The sequence below is a fragment of the Natronomonas amylolytica genome, assembly GCF_037031205.1.
Classification (GTDB): Archaea; Halobacteriota; Halobacteria; order Halobacteriales; family Haloarculaceae; genus Natronomonas; species Natronomonas amylolytica.
In genome coordinates this window covers 55,559-72,776 of sequence record NZ_JAYEZM010000013.1, presented here as the reverse complement: position 1 = coordinate 72,776, position 17,218 = coordinate 55,559, and the positions used below count along the sequence as shown (strand labels likewise).

Below are 17,218 nucleotides of genomic sequence, written 5' to 3'. Positions count from 1 at the left end.
ATTCTCTAAAACGACACCAGCAGTCACGACTTCGGATGTATTCTTAGGGAAATCCGTACTCGTGGACGGTCTCTTCCCTTGTATCCCGCTCTTGTTAGAGCCAATATCTGAGGATTCACAATGTACCCTTGTGTCTGCAGAGCGGTTGAATTGGGAGACGTTACAAGTTGCGTTCGGAGTGAAGACGGTAGAACACGGCAAACTGTGCAATGAATCTATTAAGTGCTAAAGCGTGAGTTGAACCCGCTGATGGCGAAGCGAATTCCCGTCTTGAGTGAAGAGTCCGACTACGGGCTTGATCGAAGCTTGACGGGCTCGCTGGGGCTCCGTGGTCCCGCCGAGTACGAAGGGGAGTCCCTCGTTCCAATCAATACCCGTGCGGTGGAGATGCCCAGCAGCGATCGCATGGACGTGAGGCCCAACAATTGCGACAACATCATCGACCGTACACTCGGGCCAATCACTATTGCTAATCGGCTTGATCGATTGGTGAATTGCAGCGATACCGAACCGATCGGTGGAGGGGGAAGTGGGTGACCAGCTTGTAGACTCCCATCCCGTAGCCGGTGTGAAATCACGACCATAGAGGGCCAGCCCCTGACCGACTAGCTGTGTCGTTTCGTTAAGCTGCGTAACGAGCCCGTCTCGTTCGAACTCTTTGAGAACTTCTCGACCGGCATCGCGTTCGTGGTCCCCGTCTATCGAATAGAAGGGAATATCTCGCTCAGCCAACCGTGTGAGTTGGTCCCGTGCTTCGTCTCTCACCGTGCTAGGGATACCATGTCGGTCATTATGGAAGAGATCTCCAGTATTGAGTACAGCGTCAACCTCGCGCCCTATCGCGATGTCTATCGCACGGCGGAAGCCCGTTAGACACCGGCTGTCGGACGAATATTCTCCCGTCTTGGTTAGTGACGCTCCTAAATGAGAGTCTGAGAGATGCAGCAGAGATGTCTGCGACTGCAGCTCGTGGCCAGTAGTCGAGATCGTACGCTTGTACGCATTTGCACCAGCGTATCCAAGCTGACTCCAATCATGTTGTGAGTCCCGCTTGCCACTCACATGTCCGGCCACCGATGCTGGTTCACCTGTGTATTCACAGCCGGAAACAGGACAAGCGACCGGTCCCGAGGAGGATGTGGGCAGTTCATCATACAGTTCGACGTCTCCTATGACTGAGCCCTCGTGGCCATCGTCTGTAGCGATGTCCTGATTAACAGGGATACCGGTAGCTGTGGCCCATTGTGAATTAGATCCAGAGATCTCCTTCACTTTGATTTTGACCTCCTCGTTAAGCTCTGCTCCGGGAACTTCGATGCGGATACCCTCCTTCTCAAGTAAAGGAACTCCCTCGGCGGATTGCTTGAGGATGCGCCCCGAAACGATATCGCCCTCTGAGAGGTCGGAATCCGTAGATTCTGTTCGTTCAGCGTACACGTCCTTCCGCAAATCAGAGTCCACAAGTTCGGCCTCATTCGGTCCAACCATCCGAACTTCGACCGTCTTCCCTACCGCCTCTTCCCGGACTGGGCCGACAATGAAATGGCTACCATCGTCCTTCTCAACCACGCCATTCCCTTGATTACTGAGTCGGTCAATCGTAGCCCAAAAAGTCCGACCGCCTGAGTTACCCATTATCGATAGACCTCCGTATTTGTCAAAATGTTTTTCGACAATTCTGGGATTGAGCTCATTTCGTCGCCTCGTATTCAGCTGTGACTGCACGATCACGTCGCAGTTTCTCACGAACGTTCTCGCTTCGACAATCGACATCCAGACGCCGGCGTTGCCAATCCTCCCCAGATTTGCCGTTCCACACCCCGTATAGTGTTACCTTTGGGAGTCGCAAAACGCCGAACAGCACTGAGAGCGTGTAAAGCGCATCCTGCAGTTCGTCCCATGTAACGGTCACCTTCCGTGGAATATCAACTGGGAAGCTCACATGTTGCGCGAGTACCCCTTCCTCACGGGCCAGCTCAACGAACCCGTGGTCGTTGCTGAGGAGAATAACTCGCTTTCGACTATCTTGGTCGTACTCCGCGTAGGCGTCTACGATGGCTTCGTCGCCCGTCTCACTCTCGATCGTATCCGCATACCGATGGTCGCGGAGACGGCGGTACTCGTAGAGCCCGAGGAATCCTTCACGATTCGCCCCAGCCGGCTGATTGTCCAGACGTGCGAACTCGGAGCCGAACGCATCCTCGAGGGCTCGCGTCTCGTAGTGATTGTAATGCCAGTTGAGTTCCTCGTAGATACCCGTCGCGAGGGCAAAGCCATTGACTGGGCTTCGTCCCTTGTCGTCACTGTATCGCTCCGGATCCAGTCGGAGTACATCCGGCATCCGCCAGGCGAGGAGGTTCGTATCGATGCCCAAGGCCACAGCCTGATGGCCAGCGTCAAGATCGGGATGCCCCTGTCGGCGGAAGAACGTCTCCACGTCCTCGCGGTTTTCGATGTCGACAAGGCCACCAGCAACGAGCGCTCGGATGTAGGTATCCTTGTCAGGCAGGTCGTCGTATGCCTGTTCGCCGTACGTCGTGTGGAGTTCCTCGCGGGAATCCTGGTACGTGAGCGCGCCCTGCGTGAATCGGACCGTGGTTGCGACGGGATCGGAAAGGTCGATTTCGAGGAGTTCTCCGATCTCTTCACACGGGTGCCGAACACTAACCGACGTAATGCCCTCCGTGTACAGTGCGTTGAGGAGATGCGTGATGTGGTGGCGAGCAAGCTGCATTAGAAGACCTCCTGGAAGTCGACGAGTTCGACAACAGGTCTGGGGACATCGGGGTACAAACGACCGTAGAAGCGGTTGTTCGAGACGTAGAGATAGAAGACGTGGTCGGCCTCGAACTGAATCCCCGCCTGAAACGCGATCGCCGACATAAACTTTCGACCGGGAGTGACGTCAACCGCCGCCGTACCCCCCTCATCCTGTATCTGAGCAATCGGTTCACGGAAGTGCTCGACGATACCCTGAAAATCAGTCTCCGTTTCAAGGTGCGTCACGGAAAGGTCCGGGTCCTCACCGCCGTATTCGACGACCACACGCTCCATCATAGACGTGATGTCGTCGAACTGGTCACCGACGCCAGGATTATCCAGCACGTACAGTTCGTCAGGGAGGAATCCCTCTTCACAGGCCGCGATGAGAGGATTGATGACCGCCTCCAGGTTCGTGCTCATAGTTGTGAGCCACGCATCGACCATTGCTCATCGACCCCACGACTGAGCGGTGCTAGCTTGCCATTGCTCGTGCTCGATCTCCGGATGCCGGACTGCTACTCGTCGAAGCGATTCGTACATAACGTGGAGTTCTCCGACCATCGTGTGGGCCGTATCACGGAGGTCCGCAAGCTGAGCCTCTGGACTGGTGTCCGTCAACGTCTGTTGCTGCTGCGGGAGACGAAGCTGCGTGATGTAATCCAGAATAGCGCTCGCACCGCTTGCTAATTGCGGGAAGATCTCGGCAACTTCGTAGACCGCACGTGGGTGGTCAGCAATAATTTCCTCAGCAATCGAGATATCGAAGGCTGCTTCGATCTCCGCTGGCGAGTCGTAGCCACCGCTCTCGTTGCTTCGCAACAACGCTTCGCCAGCGTCGGCGAACGTGCCGACTAGCACTCGCGTCGCCCCCGCAATCGGATCCATGCGTTCGATGCCGACCGTGTCGGTCTCGGTTTCAGTTATCGGGTGGCGAATTCCTGCGAACGCCGCGTACGCCCGAACGAACGCGTCCGCTGCTGCCTGTCCATCATGCTTGATTCGTTGCTGGTCTTGTTCGGGGAGTTCATCGAAGGCGTCGACAAATGGATACTGTGGCATAGGGACGAGCGTCGGCTGCGAGAAGCCCGGTTCCGCATCGAGGTCGATCTGTGGGCCAACGTAGGTGGAACATCGACCACTGTCGACCGCGTACGCTCGCCGTTCCCAGTCGAGCATCGCAGCCGTCGCCGGCGTCATCTCATGGTACGCCGTTCTGATAGTGCGATGTGGCGCGGGATGAGGACGGTGTCCGATAGTCGCCTCCTGAAATTCACGAGCGGAAATGTACGCAGGTCCCTCGATTGTGCGTTCCTTGAAAACGAGCGTCCCGTCATCCATAGTCGTGTATCCCCTGCCGGGGATCTGCATCCGGATCGTCAGCAATCGCTGTGCTAATCGCTTGAGGCGGCTAGCTTCCTCGATCTCTTCGGTCCATCGATCCGGAATGTCAGTCGACCCGAATCGAGCACCAGCGACAGCGCCGGCGATCGCACCGACAGTGTCCGTGTCGCCACCGCTGTTCACCGCCTGAACGATCGCTGTTTCGGCGGACTCAGCGGTCAAACCATAGTAGAGCCCAGCCTGGAGCGAGTCGACGACGTATCCAGTAGTCGCAAGCTGGGCTTCGAACGCTGCCGAGTCGCGGTCGCCAGTGACGACTTCCTGCACCTGCGTGAGTGCCGTTCGAAGTTCGTCGGGAGCTCTATAGGTATCCTTGAGCGCGGTCCCGAGTGGGTCGCGTTCGTCGCGAATCAGGTTTGCAAGGGTCCGGTTGAGAATCACACAGCCCCACTGGCAGCGCGGGTCGGCATGTGTGATCGCCGACGAAAGCTGACTGACCTGGGTGAGTTCTGAATCGAAGTGCCGAAACGCGATCGCGTGCGGCGCACACCGCATCACGCTCCCGTTGCCGGCGTTGGATCCCTCGGGACGCGATTCCCAGACGTCCGCGCCAGCGTCGTCCCACGACGTTCCCTGCCTGATCTGTGACAGGGAATCGCGCGTCATCAGTCCGATATCGAATGGATCAGAATCGAGCCAGTCGACGAATCGATCCGCCACATCGGCCGGATCGAATCCACGGCGGTCGACGAGACTCTCCGCGATACAGAGCGCCATTTCAGTGTCGTCAGTGATCGTCCCCGGAGGCTGGCCGTGCGTGCCGTGACCGAGCATCTCCATCACTTCGCCGTGCTGGGATGCGATCTCCTCGACGCTCTTGAATTCGACTGGTCGACCTAGTGCGTCACCGCAGGCCAACCCGAGGAGACATCCCTCTGCGTTACGTTCAATTGTCATGGAATCACGATGTCATCCCACCCGTATAATTCTGCACTCGCGAACTCTCCGAACCGAGTCAGCAAGCGAAACGCTGAGACAAGTCTCATTCGTTGATCCGGGCGAGCGCCCACGATGCCCTCGTGCGGACATCGGCGTTGTCATCATCGCGTACTCGGTCTTTCAGGGCCGAGGTCGCGTCTCGAGCACAGAGGTACCCCAGCGCCCAGCAAGCGTTCTCACGGACGAGCGGATTCTCGTCCGACAGCAACTCCACGAACGTCGGCGTGACGTGTTCGACCGACTCCGGGTAGTCCTCGGCTACGCGGCTGAGAGCACCGCTCGCATTGATTCGCGTGTAGGTGTCCTCGACCGTCAGCAATGCGGTGATCTCCTCGATGTACGGCTCAACCACATCGGTGTGAACGATCGCCACGTCGCCGATTAGTCCGATCGCGTTGTTCCGGAGCTTGGGGTTGTCGACGTCGAACAGGGTCGCGACGTCGTCGACGATCTCGACGGCGATACTCGGGTACTCGCCCACGATCCGGCCGAGGCCAGCGGTCGCGTTCAACCGAACGCTGTCGGACAACGAGTCACGGAGGGTGACTTCTCCAAGTGTCTCGGCGACCGGTTTGACTTCTTCCGGATACTCGCGCGTGATCCGCGAGAGTGCGTACACTGCGTACTGGAGTCCGTCGGCGTCGTCCTCAATGATCGTTGCAAGCGACGGTACGGCGTCCACAGCATCGTCGGGGTCTTCCTCGGCGATCGCGGCGATACATCTGGTCGCTTCACGCCTGACGGAGACAATGTTCGACTGCAGATACGGTACGAGTTCGTCGGTGAGCGGAGCGATCGCCCCCGGATCGGTATCACCAATAGCTCGGAGAGTGGCCAGCACGTCGGCCCGAGCGGGTAGCTCGTCACGTGCCAATAGTGACCGGAGGATTGGGATCGCCGGCGTACAGTCCCCTGGGCGCACTGCCGCCACCCGACGGAGTGCCTGGACTGCGTCCTTCTCCCGAATCCGATCTTTGTCTTCGCGATCCAGAAGAGCGAGGATCGTTGAGATACGGACCGCCTCTGGATGCACATCGGCGAGCCTGCGGAGCCCAGTTGCCTCCTCGGCAGGCGTCTCTGCGCCCGCCGTGTACAGATTCGGTGGGGGGTCAACCACTGAGAGCAACTCGATTGCGTCGACGGAAACGGTGAATTGGTCACTATCGGGGGCGAGCGGCGTGCACTGGAGCGCCGGCGCTGCCGAGGGGCGTTCGAGTGTCACCGCGTGAAGGGAGACGTCGTGGCACAGCTGTGTTCGTTCGTCCCCATCATCGATGTATGTGAGTTCGAATCCGGGCGCATCGGCGTGGTCGTCAAGAAACGACGACAGCATCGACGCGTTCGCAGGCATAATTCCGGCAGACGTCGGGAGTCCACCGTCGGTCATTAGGTCACGAACCCATGGGAGGTCGGGATGGATGTCTCCTCGTTTGACCGCGGGAATGAACTCCCAGGCGTGGTAGTGCTCCCACGCGTCGACATCACTCAGATCGAGGTCGTCGACAACGACGTAGCCGTCCGCGTCCGGGTGCAGGTCGGCGATGAGTGATAGCCGCTCGCGCCGGAGTGGGAACTGCTCGTACCGACCATCGGGCTGTTTCTCGCCGAGCCACTCGCCCCAGTCGTCGGGGTGGCGGCCGACGATGTCGACGACACCCGGAATTGCGGCCTCCTCGGCCAGCGTCTGATTCCCGATAGCGTAGACCGCGTGCGGCGTATCGTGCGCGAGATGCCGCACCCACTCCAGCGGGACGGCGTCGTGGCGGGGATGTGGATTCACGTCGACAGTCCAGTCACGGTCGAACGCGAACACGAGCATTAGTCACTCACCTCGCGCGGCGTCGCGGGCGCCTGCTGACACAGTGTTTCCAGGAGTTCCACCTCCTGCTGCATCGACTCATCATCCACAGCTGCCATCTCATCTGCGAGGTAGCTGCGAAGCTGGTCGAACCGCTCGGTATATCGATCAGGAACGACCAATGGCACGGACTCGCGCTCGTGCTGGCCGCGCTGGTCGGGAAGCAACCAGTCGTCAACGCCAGTCGCGGCGTCAGCGCGGTCGTGGAGGTCAGCTGCCCACGTCCGGAGTTCGCGAGCGTACCTGGCGAGCGCGACGGCCTTCCGGACGCCCTCATGGGCGTATGTGCTGGACTCGTCGGGAACGTCGACGGCGACGCGCTCGGTGTACTCACCACCGTCCCGTTCCGTCCACGAGGCGACCAGATCGAGATCGGCGTCCGAGCTCGTCTGCTCGAGGCGGACGAGGACAACGCCGCCCCGAGCTTCGCCATCCTGCTTGGCGGAGGGAAACAGCGTCCCGACATGCATCAGGCGGTCGGTCTCGGCGTCCGCGGACGGCGATCCGTGAACCGCCTCGATCTCGTAGCCGTCTGCGTCAAGGTCGAGGTTCAGGTCGTACACCAGCGGGGTAACCATGTAGTCGAACTCCTCCCCCAGACGACGCTCGAACTCTGCGGCCGAGTGGATGAAGTAGTGGTTCGCCCCACGGATGCCCGACAGAGTGTCCGCTAGCTCCGCATTCGCGTCCAGCCCCATCCCGACGAACGTCGTGTGGACGCCCTCGGCGGCCGCGTCCGCGAATAACTGCGTGAGTTCGCTGTCCCCCGTCGTCCCCGTGTTCGGCATCATGTCGGTCATAAAGACGACACGGCGCTCGACATCAGGACTGGGCGTCCCGCCGACCAACATGTCGACAGCCGCCTCGAACCCGTCCGCGAGGTTCGTACTGCCGCCAGCAGCGATCTCGCGGATGTGGCGACGGATCGCAGGCATATCCGTCGTTCCGACATCACGGAGAGGTTTCGCGACGTGGGCGCGGTGGTTGTAGAGGACGACGCCCAGGCGGTCCTCATCGTGGAGCTGCTCGGTAAGCGCGCACAGCGACTGGGTCGCCGCTTCGAGTTTCGTCGCCGCATCATCCTCGGCCTCGCGCTTGCGCCCGTGTTCGTCGTAGTAGTACGCGTCGAAGGAGCTGTCCATCGACCCGGAGACGTCGAGGACGGCGACGAGATCCAGCCGCGGCCGTTCGAACTCGTCGGCTGAGAGCGTCGAGTCCAGCCCCACCGACAGGTAGCGCTCGGTCTCCCCACTGATCGGGTGGTCGCTCGTGGCAGCCGCGTAGCGCGGCGCGAACAGGGCGTCCGGTTCGGTCCGCGTTCCCGTCTCGAAGTGATAGTCGTAGAACAGCCCCTCGTCGCTGATCGCCTCCGGCTGTGGCGTATACCCGTTCGCGACGTTTTCCCGGAAGTTGGCCACATCTTTCGCGCCGCCCGCGGCAAGTCCGACCGTCTCCGGGCTCGCCATGTCCGCACTTGCTGGCGCCGGTGATGCGCTCTCCATCACCTGGTTTTCGAGCATCTGATCGGCCTCGGCGGTCTCCCGAAGTTCGTACGCGTCGACGCGGCGCCCACAGGACTCACAGACGTAGTCGGGTGGGGTAACCGACCTGTCGTCGTCCATCGGCGTCCAGTCGTCGACGAGCGAGCGGTCATCCCGAACGCGACGGACGGTCGCTCTGGTATCGATGATTCCGAACGATTCGTCGAGGGAGAGCTGTGACGCAGCCTGCGTGACGGCTGCTCCAGCTGCATCGACGACCTGTCCTGGTCGAAGCCTTCCCTCGCAATCAGGACACTCAGCCCTGATGTCGTCTGCTGAGGTGACAGGGGCAGCGCCCAGCAGCCCCGAGATACGGTGAGTTGCCCCGGTTTTCAGGCCCAGGAGCGCCTCGCTGTCAGGCGTGGCGAGTACCGTGAACTGCTTCCCCGATTGATCGACGACCAGCAAGCGGTGGACGTGTTCTCCGTCGCAGTCGATGGCTCGCCGAGTGATGAATTCGACTGCGATATCGTGACGCTTCCCGTCCTCTATGTCCGCGTACATCGTATCCATGGTATCTGTGTGGCCTGCCATTCCCCGGACAGCCAACGGGTGGTTGACGATAGTGTGTGCGCTCGCCCCGGAAACGAAGGGGGAGTAACCATCATTACGATGCGTCTTTATCCACCTTCACACTCATTAGTGTGCGCTAAGATGTGATAAATGCTTCGCCAATTAGCAAGATAGAGCAGATATTAGAGAGCAAAGACTCATCGTAGTGTTCCTTATATCGTGCTTGGTGGAGTATCATACTCTAGAGGATGGATTATGAGTATGTAACCACCGCTACACTGTCGTGTATTGAGTCGAAACAATCATTGCGAAGGAGGTCATGGGTTAGTCAACAAACCCATGCCTATCGACGCTGGTGACGCTCTCGTTCGGGCGCTTCACGACCATAATCCGTGGTGGGAACACGGGACAGAAGCATTCTCACTCCCGGCACGGCAAAAGAGCGATTTCTATCATCTCGCCCGTCCCGACGAGTCCGACAGCCAGTTCGAGGACCAACCGCTTCTCGGCCTCGTTGGACGGCGGGGGGTCGGCAAAACCACGCTCCTCCACCAGTTCATTCACCATCGCATCGAGACTGGCGACGATCCGGAACGATTCCTCTATCTTCCATTCGACGCCGATCCGCTCTACCAACTCCAATCGGACGAACAGCTGCGACGCGCAGTTCGGTACTACGAGAGCAGGGTTCTCGGCCGCATCGAAGCAGACCACCCACACTTCATCCTAATCGACGATGTTCACCAGATCGAGCATCCGAACAAGCCGACCATCGACGGGTGGGGCGTCCCCGTCGCAGAATTGCTCGAGGACGTCCCGGGACGACACGTCGTCTTGACCGCCAGCGCCGGCATTCAAGTCGAACGGGAACTCGAAAGCGTCGCGATGCCGGCCGAAGACTACGATATCCAGCCCATTCTCCCTGAGAAGTTCCGGGACTACCTCTTCACGCTGTATCCAGATCTTGAGGAAGAAGACACTCGCGTGAGCCCCACCTCTCTGCGAACCGGGGAGAACAGCCTGCCAGCGGCTCTCCAGAGTGGCGAGATCGAGTCACTCGTCGCAGAGCTTCGACAGAAGTACGAGAAGGTTGCAGACGTCGAACGACGCATCCAGTCACAAGTCGTCGACTACCTCGCGATGGGCGGGACCATCAGCTACGACCTTGACGGCGCCGCCGAGTCGGCAGCGGACCTGACGGTGGATGACTACGCGCAGCTGCGCGAGGACGTTCGCGATGCCCTCTACCAAGAGGTTCCCGGCTTCGAATCGATTCAGACGATCGCAGATCTTGAACGCCTCTGCGCGCTCGCCGCCCGAAACCGGGGGGCTGAGCCGTTCCGGTATCAGGACCTCGTCGAACTGTTCGACGTCGACCGGCGGACGATCGCCGATAGCTATCTTCCCGCGCTGGCAGAGCTGTACCTGTTGACCGGCGTTACCGAGTACGACAATAGCCGCCCCCGGTCGGTGCGACTCTACCTCCGTGACACAGGGCTGGTGACCGCGCTCGCCGACGGCGACGCCTCGACCGTCCGCAACGATTTTGACCGCGAGGCCGACCTAGCCCGCGTCGCGGCGTTCGACCACACGATGCGGTTCGCCTATGGGATCAACGCCATCCAGGGCAATGACGAGACGCCCACCGTCCAGTACTGGCGTGGGCGAGAGGGTGAGGTCGACTTCGTCTTCGAGGTGGACGGAACCCCTGTCCCGATCGGGCTAGCGTATCAGTCACGCGAGCGTGAGGAGTCACTCGAAGCCGTTCGAGAATTCAAAGAAGCGTACGACGTGCCACTTGGATTCATCCTCGCTGGTGATACGGTTCGAGGCAGACAACCTATTGAGGATCTCGGAGAGGGAATCATCCAACTTCCGTACTGGTTGTACTTGCTCCTATGTTAGGTCGCTACCTAATCGGTTGTGAGGTCGGACCGAGGGACCAAGCTGTGAGAGCGATGACGAGGCACACCGACTACTCGATAGCACGAGAGACCTTGCGGTGATTGAATGTGGATCACAGCCACCAATAGAAGCGGATTCGTGACTGGAGTGAGCTGAGGACATAGCATACTCACAAATATGCCATATCTTGGACTGTCTGACGGTGACGAGGTACTCCCTCCACAGGTCCCGGACGGATCGACAGTTGCGTGTCCAGTTTGCGGCGAGGAGATGTCAGTGGTCCGGTCCTACAACCGCGGGAGCACGTTCGTTTCTCGGCACTTCAGTCACAAGGGCGGCGGGAAAGGAGATGGCAGCGGAGCCGGTAGTGGTGATGGTGACTGCCCAGGGGAGTCCGAAATCCATCACAAGATGAAGGCCATCGCATACGCGCGCCTGGAGAACGACTATCCGGAGGCGTCTATTGAACTCGAGTCCGACCTCGAGGGACGCATTCCTGACGTGCTATTGGAATTCCCCGAGCCGTGTGATCCATACGGCAAGGGAATTGCTGTTGAAGCCCAGTACCGGAATAAGGGAAAAGACAAAGAAGCAGTCGTAAGGCACTATCTTGATCGAGAGTACAGCGTCGCCTGGCTCGAGGAGGACGACTTTACGACTCACGATGTTGACCTCTCCGGCATTCTCTCGGTGTGGCCGTACGCTCTCCCGGACCGATACGGGACGGAGGGGTATCCCGACGTGACGCGGTGGCTCTGGCAGGAGAAGAACCCAACTGTAGAGATTGAAGTCCCGATTCCTGCAGACTACTGGATGTCGTTCGACAAGTCGGGAGAGTGGGTTACTATCGCGGAGAAAAACATCAAGCGACGAGGAAGCGCTCGAATTTCCAGAACGCCAGACGGGCATCTAACGTTCTCACTTGGGAAGGCAAAGAGCTGGGGCGAGAGCGAGTCGCTTTCCGTACAGGTTGTTCCTAATGACGTTGTGAAACTCAGGTCCTTTGCCGATGATTTAGAGCGAAAGGCGTTCGGGGAGGACCGACCGTCACCGGAAGAGTGTGATCCGGAGTGGCATGAGCTCAGTAAGAGATGGTTGAAGGGGTCGCCAACCGTGACAGCATGGATTACAGCGGCACTCCCAGACCCGCGTGATGATTCCGATGTCGTGGTGACGCTGTGGAAGAAGCAGAAGGAAACGGAACGTGTGGCGATGCGAGTAGAATCGTATGCTGCCGAAAATCTACGTGATCTCGCAGATCTTCTTGACCGAGCCTTCGAGATTGAGAAGAGCTGAGCGCTGCTAATCGTAGACGATGAGGACAGCAGGATCTCAACCCTCATAGAGAGATTGCGAGGTTCGCAAGAGGGTCGCATTCAATACCCGTTAGTAGAGTTTCTCGCTCCAAATATGGAACTGATACCGGTTTCCGCCATCTTATTGTATAGGTCAGTCTGAAAATTGGGTAAATGGACTCCACTGAATATCTTTCAACGGTGCGAGAGCAACTCCGTGCCTATGATTTTCTCGAACAAGGGGACGGAAGCCCTTCTGACTACCCCCTCTATTACAGAGAAACCGATGGACGAGTTCGAACTCGTGAGGAGTGGGTGCTACTGGTGGAGTTAGACGAGGCCTCCGTAGAGACAGTGAAAGAGACGATCGATACCGCAGTGAACGCCTTTTCTGAGCTTGCCGATGAAAACGGCCCTCTTGACCGTCGATGGTGGTATCTTCTAATGGTTCCACCGACGGTTAATCGACCGATGGTCGTGGCTGTTGAGCGTGCAGCTGGTTCCATCGAACAGAACGACCGGGACGGGATGTTCCTACCAGTCCTTGCCGATCTCGAGAATGGCCGATTAGAACGTACTGAGGCATCAGGTACACAGAATATTACCGCATTCCGGAAAGTCGTGAAGAATGTCGACGACTACTTTCGATTGTAATTTGGCTGGGAATTCAGCAATCAGAATCCGCTTTGTTACTGTGAATCCGTTTCCGTCGGTGTAGACTCAGAAAAGATCGATCGAGAATCATCCTTGTCTTCGTTCTGCATTAGCGGAGTGCTATCGCTCCCTTCGTCACGGCGAAGTGATGTTCCGTCTTCGTCTCTATCGTGGGCAAGTGGTGTCGAATTATTCGAGTCTTCTGAGAGGCTGATTGACTTTCCATCAGTGTAGACACCGAAATATTCCGGCGAATAGAGGGATTTCCCCTCTATGTGAGTGACGACATCGGGTGGAAGGAGTTCTTCTTCGCGCAGTGTTTCTATGTCCAGAGATGATATGTCGAAGAGACGCTCCGTATCAAATCTCATTCGGTACCATCGAGATTCCGGTTCAGACTCGATTGCAGCCGGTGATTCTGTAAATAGTGGCGAATTCCAGATAGCCGTCTGCGACCGCTCGAACACCTGGTTAAGTAGACTTTGGAGATCCCTAAAGATGACATCTACAGCTTCCCCCATACTATCACATTCACCGATGCGGTCGACAAACCGTTGGAGCGAGCTTTCAGGAGGCTCCCAACTCAGCAGATGGAGACCACTAAAAGACCAGGCCGCCCCGGCCAACACCGTTCCAGCGATTGTGAGATACCGGTTAACTGTGGGCGATGCTGAACTCACCCACTGCAAGCAGAAGTTTCGGTCAGTTATTGGTTTAAAGAGCTGAAGTGCCGATCCGCCATGCCCACTGGTTGGGAGGTCGCCTAGTAGATGCCCAAATACACCAGAGCCAACCGCATCTATCACCCAGTTAGCCAAGGAATCAGCCGCGTCGATAATGGCGGTGATATTCTCAGACAAATCCAGCTTCTCAGCCAGCCACTCTCCAAATCGGCTAGAACTGTGACGAATCAGATGGGAAGCACTTAGTGCTGAACCCAGATAGGGCAGCGAGTGGAGTTCATGATGGTTCCCCATCTGTCGATGGATATCTGCTGCGTCTTCTGCATCGCCTAGTAGGGAGAGCTCAGCGGTATCAAAATATCCCGCCACAGTAGTGCTTAGACCAGTGAATCCCAGACCGGCAGCAACCATAGGTGCACGCTGGTGCAGACGATCCTGGAGTGAGGGTGGGGTTAACGCTGGATCGTAGGCTTCGCGAGTGCGACTGCGAATCCAGGCCGCAACAAGGGTAGAACTCACCCCTGCGACCATCGCACTGTGCGCTTTCCGCTCCATTGTTTTCCCATAATTTGCCAAGTAGATAGTAGTTAGCCTGGATTCCTCAATCTACATATCTCTAAGCATCCATAATATGCCTCTCAGGTCATCTTAGCCGCGTTAAAAGTATCTAAAGTGGTTGGACGGGGCCGAAACCCGTGGTCAGTGAATCCCCAGCGGCGGGTCGTGCTTAGGCTCCGGGAGCGGGGGGAACCGCATCGACCGGTTGTTCTTCCAGGCTGGCGACGTCGGGAGCGTGTTACGCATAGTGTTGTCACCTCCAACAGTATGTCTCCCCCGAATCCCTGTTACTGAGAGTCCTGATACGGTCATACAACCGCTGCCCCCACACAAGATCTGATCTGGAGAACAGCTACTCTCCGCCAGATTCGATCCAGTCTACCATATCGCTGATTGAGTCAAATCCCAAGACTTGATGCGTCTGTTTCCGCCCGTATTCCCAAGCTCGATAGGACGCTTCTTGATCCGTCTTATACTCAAAGTAGCGACCGATATCAGTCGCATCGGCTTGCCCATTCAGAACTGAAAAGAAGGGATCAATGCCCTCTAACTGATATTGAGCGGCATTGAACGGTGTTTCTCCCTCCTGATGAACAAACGCAGCCGGATTATGGCCATTGTTGATGATCCGAATCCCGTGCTGCTGTAGTTGATTAAATAACTGCTGAACGACCATCCCATATCGGATGTGCCGCAATTTGAATTCGTCTGTGGGCTCATACGAATACCAGCGACGGATCAGGGACTCCTCAGTGATGGTTACCAGTTCGTACGTTGATTGCGACCAACGTCGGTCAGCATCCTCAATCAGTGCATTTCGGCGTCGACTCGTTTCCTCCTTTACAGTTTCAAACGTCTCGTCTGCCCCGTGTTTTGTCGTCTCCCAGTAACTGCCATGGTAGCGAATCTCGTCTGGGTCACGGCCATTGTGGAGGTCATAGAGTAGGTGGCACAACCACTTGCTGGGATGCATCACCGCTTCTTGTGGGACGCGGAGCAGGTCAAGTGCCTGATCACGCGTCGTCTCTGCCTCGAGGGCATCTGCAATCCTCGTAATCGCTTCATTGCGATGCGTATCGAAGTATGACTCCCAGTCAGCAAGCAGTTCACCGAGCCGTTCGAGCTTGACTGATTTGAGGGCCGCTTCGAGCTCCTCTGTTTCTCGATCAGTCTCTGAACGGAGCGCTTCGATGATACTCTGTTCATCATCGATGAGGGAATCCAGGATTTGTCGCTCCTGAAGGACAGCTCTGACCTCGTGATAGCGCCATGGGAGCGCTCGTGTATGTGTTCCGCGGCCCCGAATGATATTCCGCATATCCGACCAAGGGAGTTGTTCGCCAAGCACCAGCGTCTCTGGGTCAATGATTGAGGTAAAGTGACCGCCTGAGGCATCACGAGTCCCGATTTCATGATATTTAAGAATATACTCGAGCAGGAGGGACCCAGCACGCTGATATTTGTCTGGGAGGGACTCGATGAGGGGATGATTTGTCAAGAGTGTCGTTGACGGATCAATGACGGATCGAGTTGCGAGATCGACGGAGGGGACGTGAATGTTTGTCTGGTGATGTGAATTAATAAGCAGACGCTGGAGCATTGAATCCTCCAGTAACTGCTGTTTCACGGCCCCGCGGTAGCGGGCGTCTCCGAGTGCGGTGATGCGGCCGTCAGCTCCTGTTTCGCGTTCAAAATCGACCAGGAGATCGTTTCCGGCCTCGTGGATCGTCGGCTCGCCTGGAATTTCAACTTCCAAGACCGGTTCGTATCCTTCTAACCGTGCTGGTTGGTTCGTTCGATGCATGTGGCGGATGTTCTCAAGATCACGCACGTGAGGTCACCACACAGAACGCCATAACTGAGTTAATGTACTAAACATGACGTAATAAGGATAGTGGGGTCACTCATCTAAGCCTGCGATTCGACTGAGACCTCGTCAATTGATTGAACACCAGACGCAGACACAGTAATCGCGAAGGCCTGTCGATAGCCAGCATTCAGCGTCACCGTGCCCTCAACTATATCGTGGCCAGCTTGCTCGTGGATATGGCCACAGAGATTGAGTTCAATCGGGGTTGTGTCCAAGTATCGGCGGAGTGCGAGTGATCCCCAAGACACACTAGATTCGTAGTGTGGGTGGGAATTGAGTTTGGCGCCCTGTGTTCCATAAGGTGGGACATGCGTGAGCAGGATCCGCGGCTGGTCTCCTTCCTCAAGCTGTAACTGCCGCAACGCTTCTAATCGGTCTTGATACCACGTGAGTGCATCATCGCTGAATGGAGTTGAAGCTCCAGCCGCTGATCTACCGGATTCTGTCGCGTCAGCGAGTTGGTCTACGAGCGATGCCGCCGTAGGTGCGTTGGTTAGCTGTGGCCCGCGTATCTCGGGCCCTTCATCGAAGACTGTGCTACCAAGGCCAGCAATCGCTGCGTCGGTGCCGGTGACCCGAGTGGCGTGACCGTTGCTAATGCCTGGAATGTCAGCGATGGTCTGTGGCTGAGTCTGATAATCATGATTGCCGGGAATTGTAATCACAGGTGGGTCGAGTTCGCCGAGTGATTCATAGAATGCGTATATCTCATCGGTGGCAGTCGCGTGGCTATCTGCGATATCACCAACGAGGAGGATACAATCATAGGTATGCCAGGCGGGAGGTATCGTTGGCTGCCATTCGTCTCGACCAAGATGCAGGTCACCGATACAGAGTAGCTGCATGATATTCAGTTATGGCATTAGTTGTTTAGCTGTATCTCTCAGGGTGGTACGAACACGTGGTCTATCATCTGCCTAAAAAAGCCAAGTGGTTGGGTATGCGGTTCAGAAGTCGTTGAGCCAGGACTGCTGCTCGTCCATGACGTGGAACCGCTCGATCTGTCCGAATTCGTTCTGCTCGGTCACGTCCCAGTGGGACGGATTGGGGTCGTGGGGTTCTCGAGTGTCGCGGTGGATGTTCACGATCTCGTTCCCTGAGCGGCCGAGTTCGGAGTGACTGAACTGTTCGTCGTATTGCTCGTGTTCCATGGGTTTTCTCCTCCGTTATCACCCACCGTTGGTCGCTGGCAGGTGACATCTGTACTTTGGGAGGGATGGTGTATGGAGTCTTGTTCA

General features: G+C 57.3%; 13 protein-coding genes. 3 read left to right on the top strand and 10 right to left on the bottom strand.

Features of this window, described 5'->3' with window-relative positions:
* Positions 1 to 225: 225 nt before the first annotated feature.
* The 6 genes from U5914_RS16045 to U5914_RS16020 form a co-directional block, all read right to left on the bottom strand.
* Positions 226 to 1,569: a metallophosphoesterase family protein gene (locus U5914_RS16045; RefSeq protein WP_336136750.1), complete on the bottom strand. Its 1,344-nt coding sequence runs from the start codon at positions 1,567 to 1,569 to the stop codon at positions 226 to 228.
* Between the two features lie 121 nt (positions 1,570 to 1,690).
* On the bottom strand, positions 1,691 to 2,734 hold the full coding sequence (locus tag U5914_RS16040) for a PIN domain-containing protein (RefSeq protein ID WP_336136749.1): 1,044 nt from the start codon (positions 2,732 to 2,734) through the stop codon (positions 1,691 to 1,693).
* Entirely contained in the window at positions 2,734 to 3,207 is a 474-nt protein-coding gene (locus U5914_RS16035; RefSeq protein ID WP_211611397.1) for a hypothetical protein, read from the bottom strand. Before U5914_RS16035 ends, U5914_RS16040 begins: the two co-directional genes overlap by 1 nt.
* A 3-nt stretch (positions 3,208 to 3,210) precedes the next feature.
* Positions 3,211 to 5,061, bottom strand: a complete 1,851-nt coding sequence (locus U5914_RS16030; protein ID WP_336136748.1) for an ADP-ribosylglycohydrolase family protein — start codon at positions 5,059 to 5,061, stop codon at positions 3,211 to 3,213.
* An 85-nt stretch (positions 5,062 to 5,146) separates the two neighbouring features.
* Positions 5,147 to 6,922, bottom strand: coding sequence for a HEAT repeat domain-containing protein (locus U5914_RS16025; RefSeq protein WP_336136747.1), 1,776 nt, complete (start codon positions 6,920 to 6,922; stop codon positions 5,147 to 5,149).
* Complete coding sequence (locus U5914_RS16020) at positions 6,922 to 9,015, bottom strand: vWA domain-containing protein (protein ID WP_336136746.1); 2,094 nt, start codon at positions 9,013 to 9,015, stop codon at positions 6,922 to 6,924. Before U5914_RS16020 ends, U5914_RS16025 begins: the two co-directional genes overlap by 1 nt.
* Positions 9,016 to 9,354: 339 nt before the next feature.
* Here U5914_RS16020 and U5914_RS16015 point away from each other — a divergent pair, with 339 nt between their 5' ends.
* From U5914_RS16015 to U5914_RS16005, 3 genes are all read left to right on the top strand, one after another.
* A complete protein-coding gene (locus tag U5914_RS16015) occupies positions 9,355 to 10,920 on the top strand; it encodes an ATP-binding protein (protein ID WP_336136745.1) in 1,566 nt (521 codons plus the stop codon).
* Positions 10,921 to 11,190: 270 nt separating this feature from the next.
* Positions 11,191 to 12,216 carry a competence protein CoiA family protein gene (locus U5914_RS16010; RefSeq protein ID WP_418766787.1) on the top strand — a complete coding sequence of 342 codons (1,026 nt, stop codon included), beginning with the start codon at positions 11,191 to 11,193 and terminating at the stop codon, positions 12,214 to 12,216.
* A gap of 173 nt (positions 12,217 to 12,389) precedes the next feature.
* Positions 12,390 to 12,869, top strand: coding sequence for a hypothetical protein (locus U5914_RS16005; protein WP_336136743.1), 480 nt, complete (start codon positions 12,390 to 12,392; stop codon positions 12,867 to 12,869).
* A 35-nt stretch (positions 12,870 to 12,904) separates the two neighbouring features.
* Here the strand turns inward: U5914_RS16005 and U5914_RS16000 are convergent, their stop codons facing one another.
* The 4 genes from U5914_RS16000 to U5914_RS15985 form a co-directional block, all read right to left on the bottom strand.
* Positions 12,905 to 14,107, bottom strand: a complete 1,203-nt coding sequence (locus U5914_RS16000; protein ID WP_336136742.1) for a hypothetical protein — start codon at positions 14,105 to 14,107, stop codon at positions 12,905 to 12,907.
* A 355-nt stretch (positions 14,108 to 14,462) separates the two neighbouring features.
* A complete protein-coding gene (locus tag U5914_RS15995) occupies positions 14,463 to 15,941 on the bottom strand; it encodes a hypothetical protein (RefSeq protein ID WP_336136741.1) in 1,479 nt (492 codons plus the stop codon).
* 77 nt (positions 15,942 to 16,018) lie between these two features.
* Entirely contained in the window at positions 16,019 to 16,825 is an 807-nt protein-coding gene (locus U5914_RS15990; RefSeq protein ID WP_336136740.1) for a metallophosphoesterase family protein, read from the bottom strand.
* A gap of 102 nt (positions 16,826 to 16,927) precedes the next feature.
* Entirely contained in the window at positions 16,928 to 17,131 is a 204-nt protein-coding gene (locus U5914_RS15985) for a hypothetical protein (protein WP_336136739.1), read from the bottom strand.
* Positions 17,132 to 17,218 lie beyond the last annotated feature (87 nt).

Bases quoted from the DNA above. Each gene is read 5' to 3' on its own strand.
- U5914_RS16040 (WP_336136749.1), bottom strand. From the start codon at position 2,734: ATGCAGCTTGCTCGCCACCACATCACGCATCTCCTCAACGCACTGTAC.
- U5914_RS16035 (WP_211611397.1), bottom strand. From the start codon at position 3,207: ATGGTCGATGCGTGGCTCACAACTATGAGCACGAACCTGGAGGCGGTC.
- U5914_RS16030 (WP_336136748.1), bottom strand. From the start codon at position 5,061: ATGACAATTGAACGTAACGCAGAGGGATGTCTCCTCGGGTTGGCCTGC.
- U5914_RS16025 (WP_336136747.1), bottom strand. From the start codon at position 6,922: ATGCTCGTGTTCGCGTTCGACCGTGACTGGACTGTCGACGTGAATCCA.
- U5914_RS16020 (WP_336136746.1), bottom strand. From the start codon at position 9,015: ATGGATACGATGTACGCGGACATAGAGGACGGGAAGCGTCACGATATC.
- U5914_RS16015 (WP_336136745.1), top strand. From the start codon at position 9,355: ATGCCTATCGACGCTGGTGACGCTCTCGTTCGGGCGCTTCACGACCAT.
- U5914_RS16010 (WP_418766787.1), top strand. From the start codon at position 11,191: ATGTCAGTGGTCCGGTCCTACAACCGCGGGAGCACGTTCGTTTCTCGG.
- U5914_RS16005 (WP_336136743.1), top strand. From the start codon at position 12,390: ATGGACTCCACTGAATATCTTTCAACGGTGCGAGAGCAACTCCGTGCC.
- U5914_RS16000 (WP_336136742.1), bottom strand. From the start codon at position 14,107: ATGGAGCGGAAAGCGCACAGTGCGATGGTCGCAGGGGTGAGTTCTACC.
- U5914_RS15990 (WP_336136740.1), bottom strand. From the start codon at position 16,825: ATGCAGCTACTCTGTATCGGTGACCTGCATCTTGGTCGAGACGAATGG.
- U5914_RS15985 (WP_336136739.1), bottom strand. From the start codon at position 17,131: ATGGAACACGAGCAATACGACGAACAGTTCAGTCACTCCGAACTCGGC.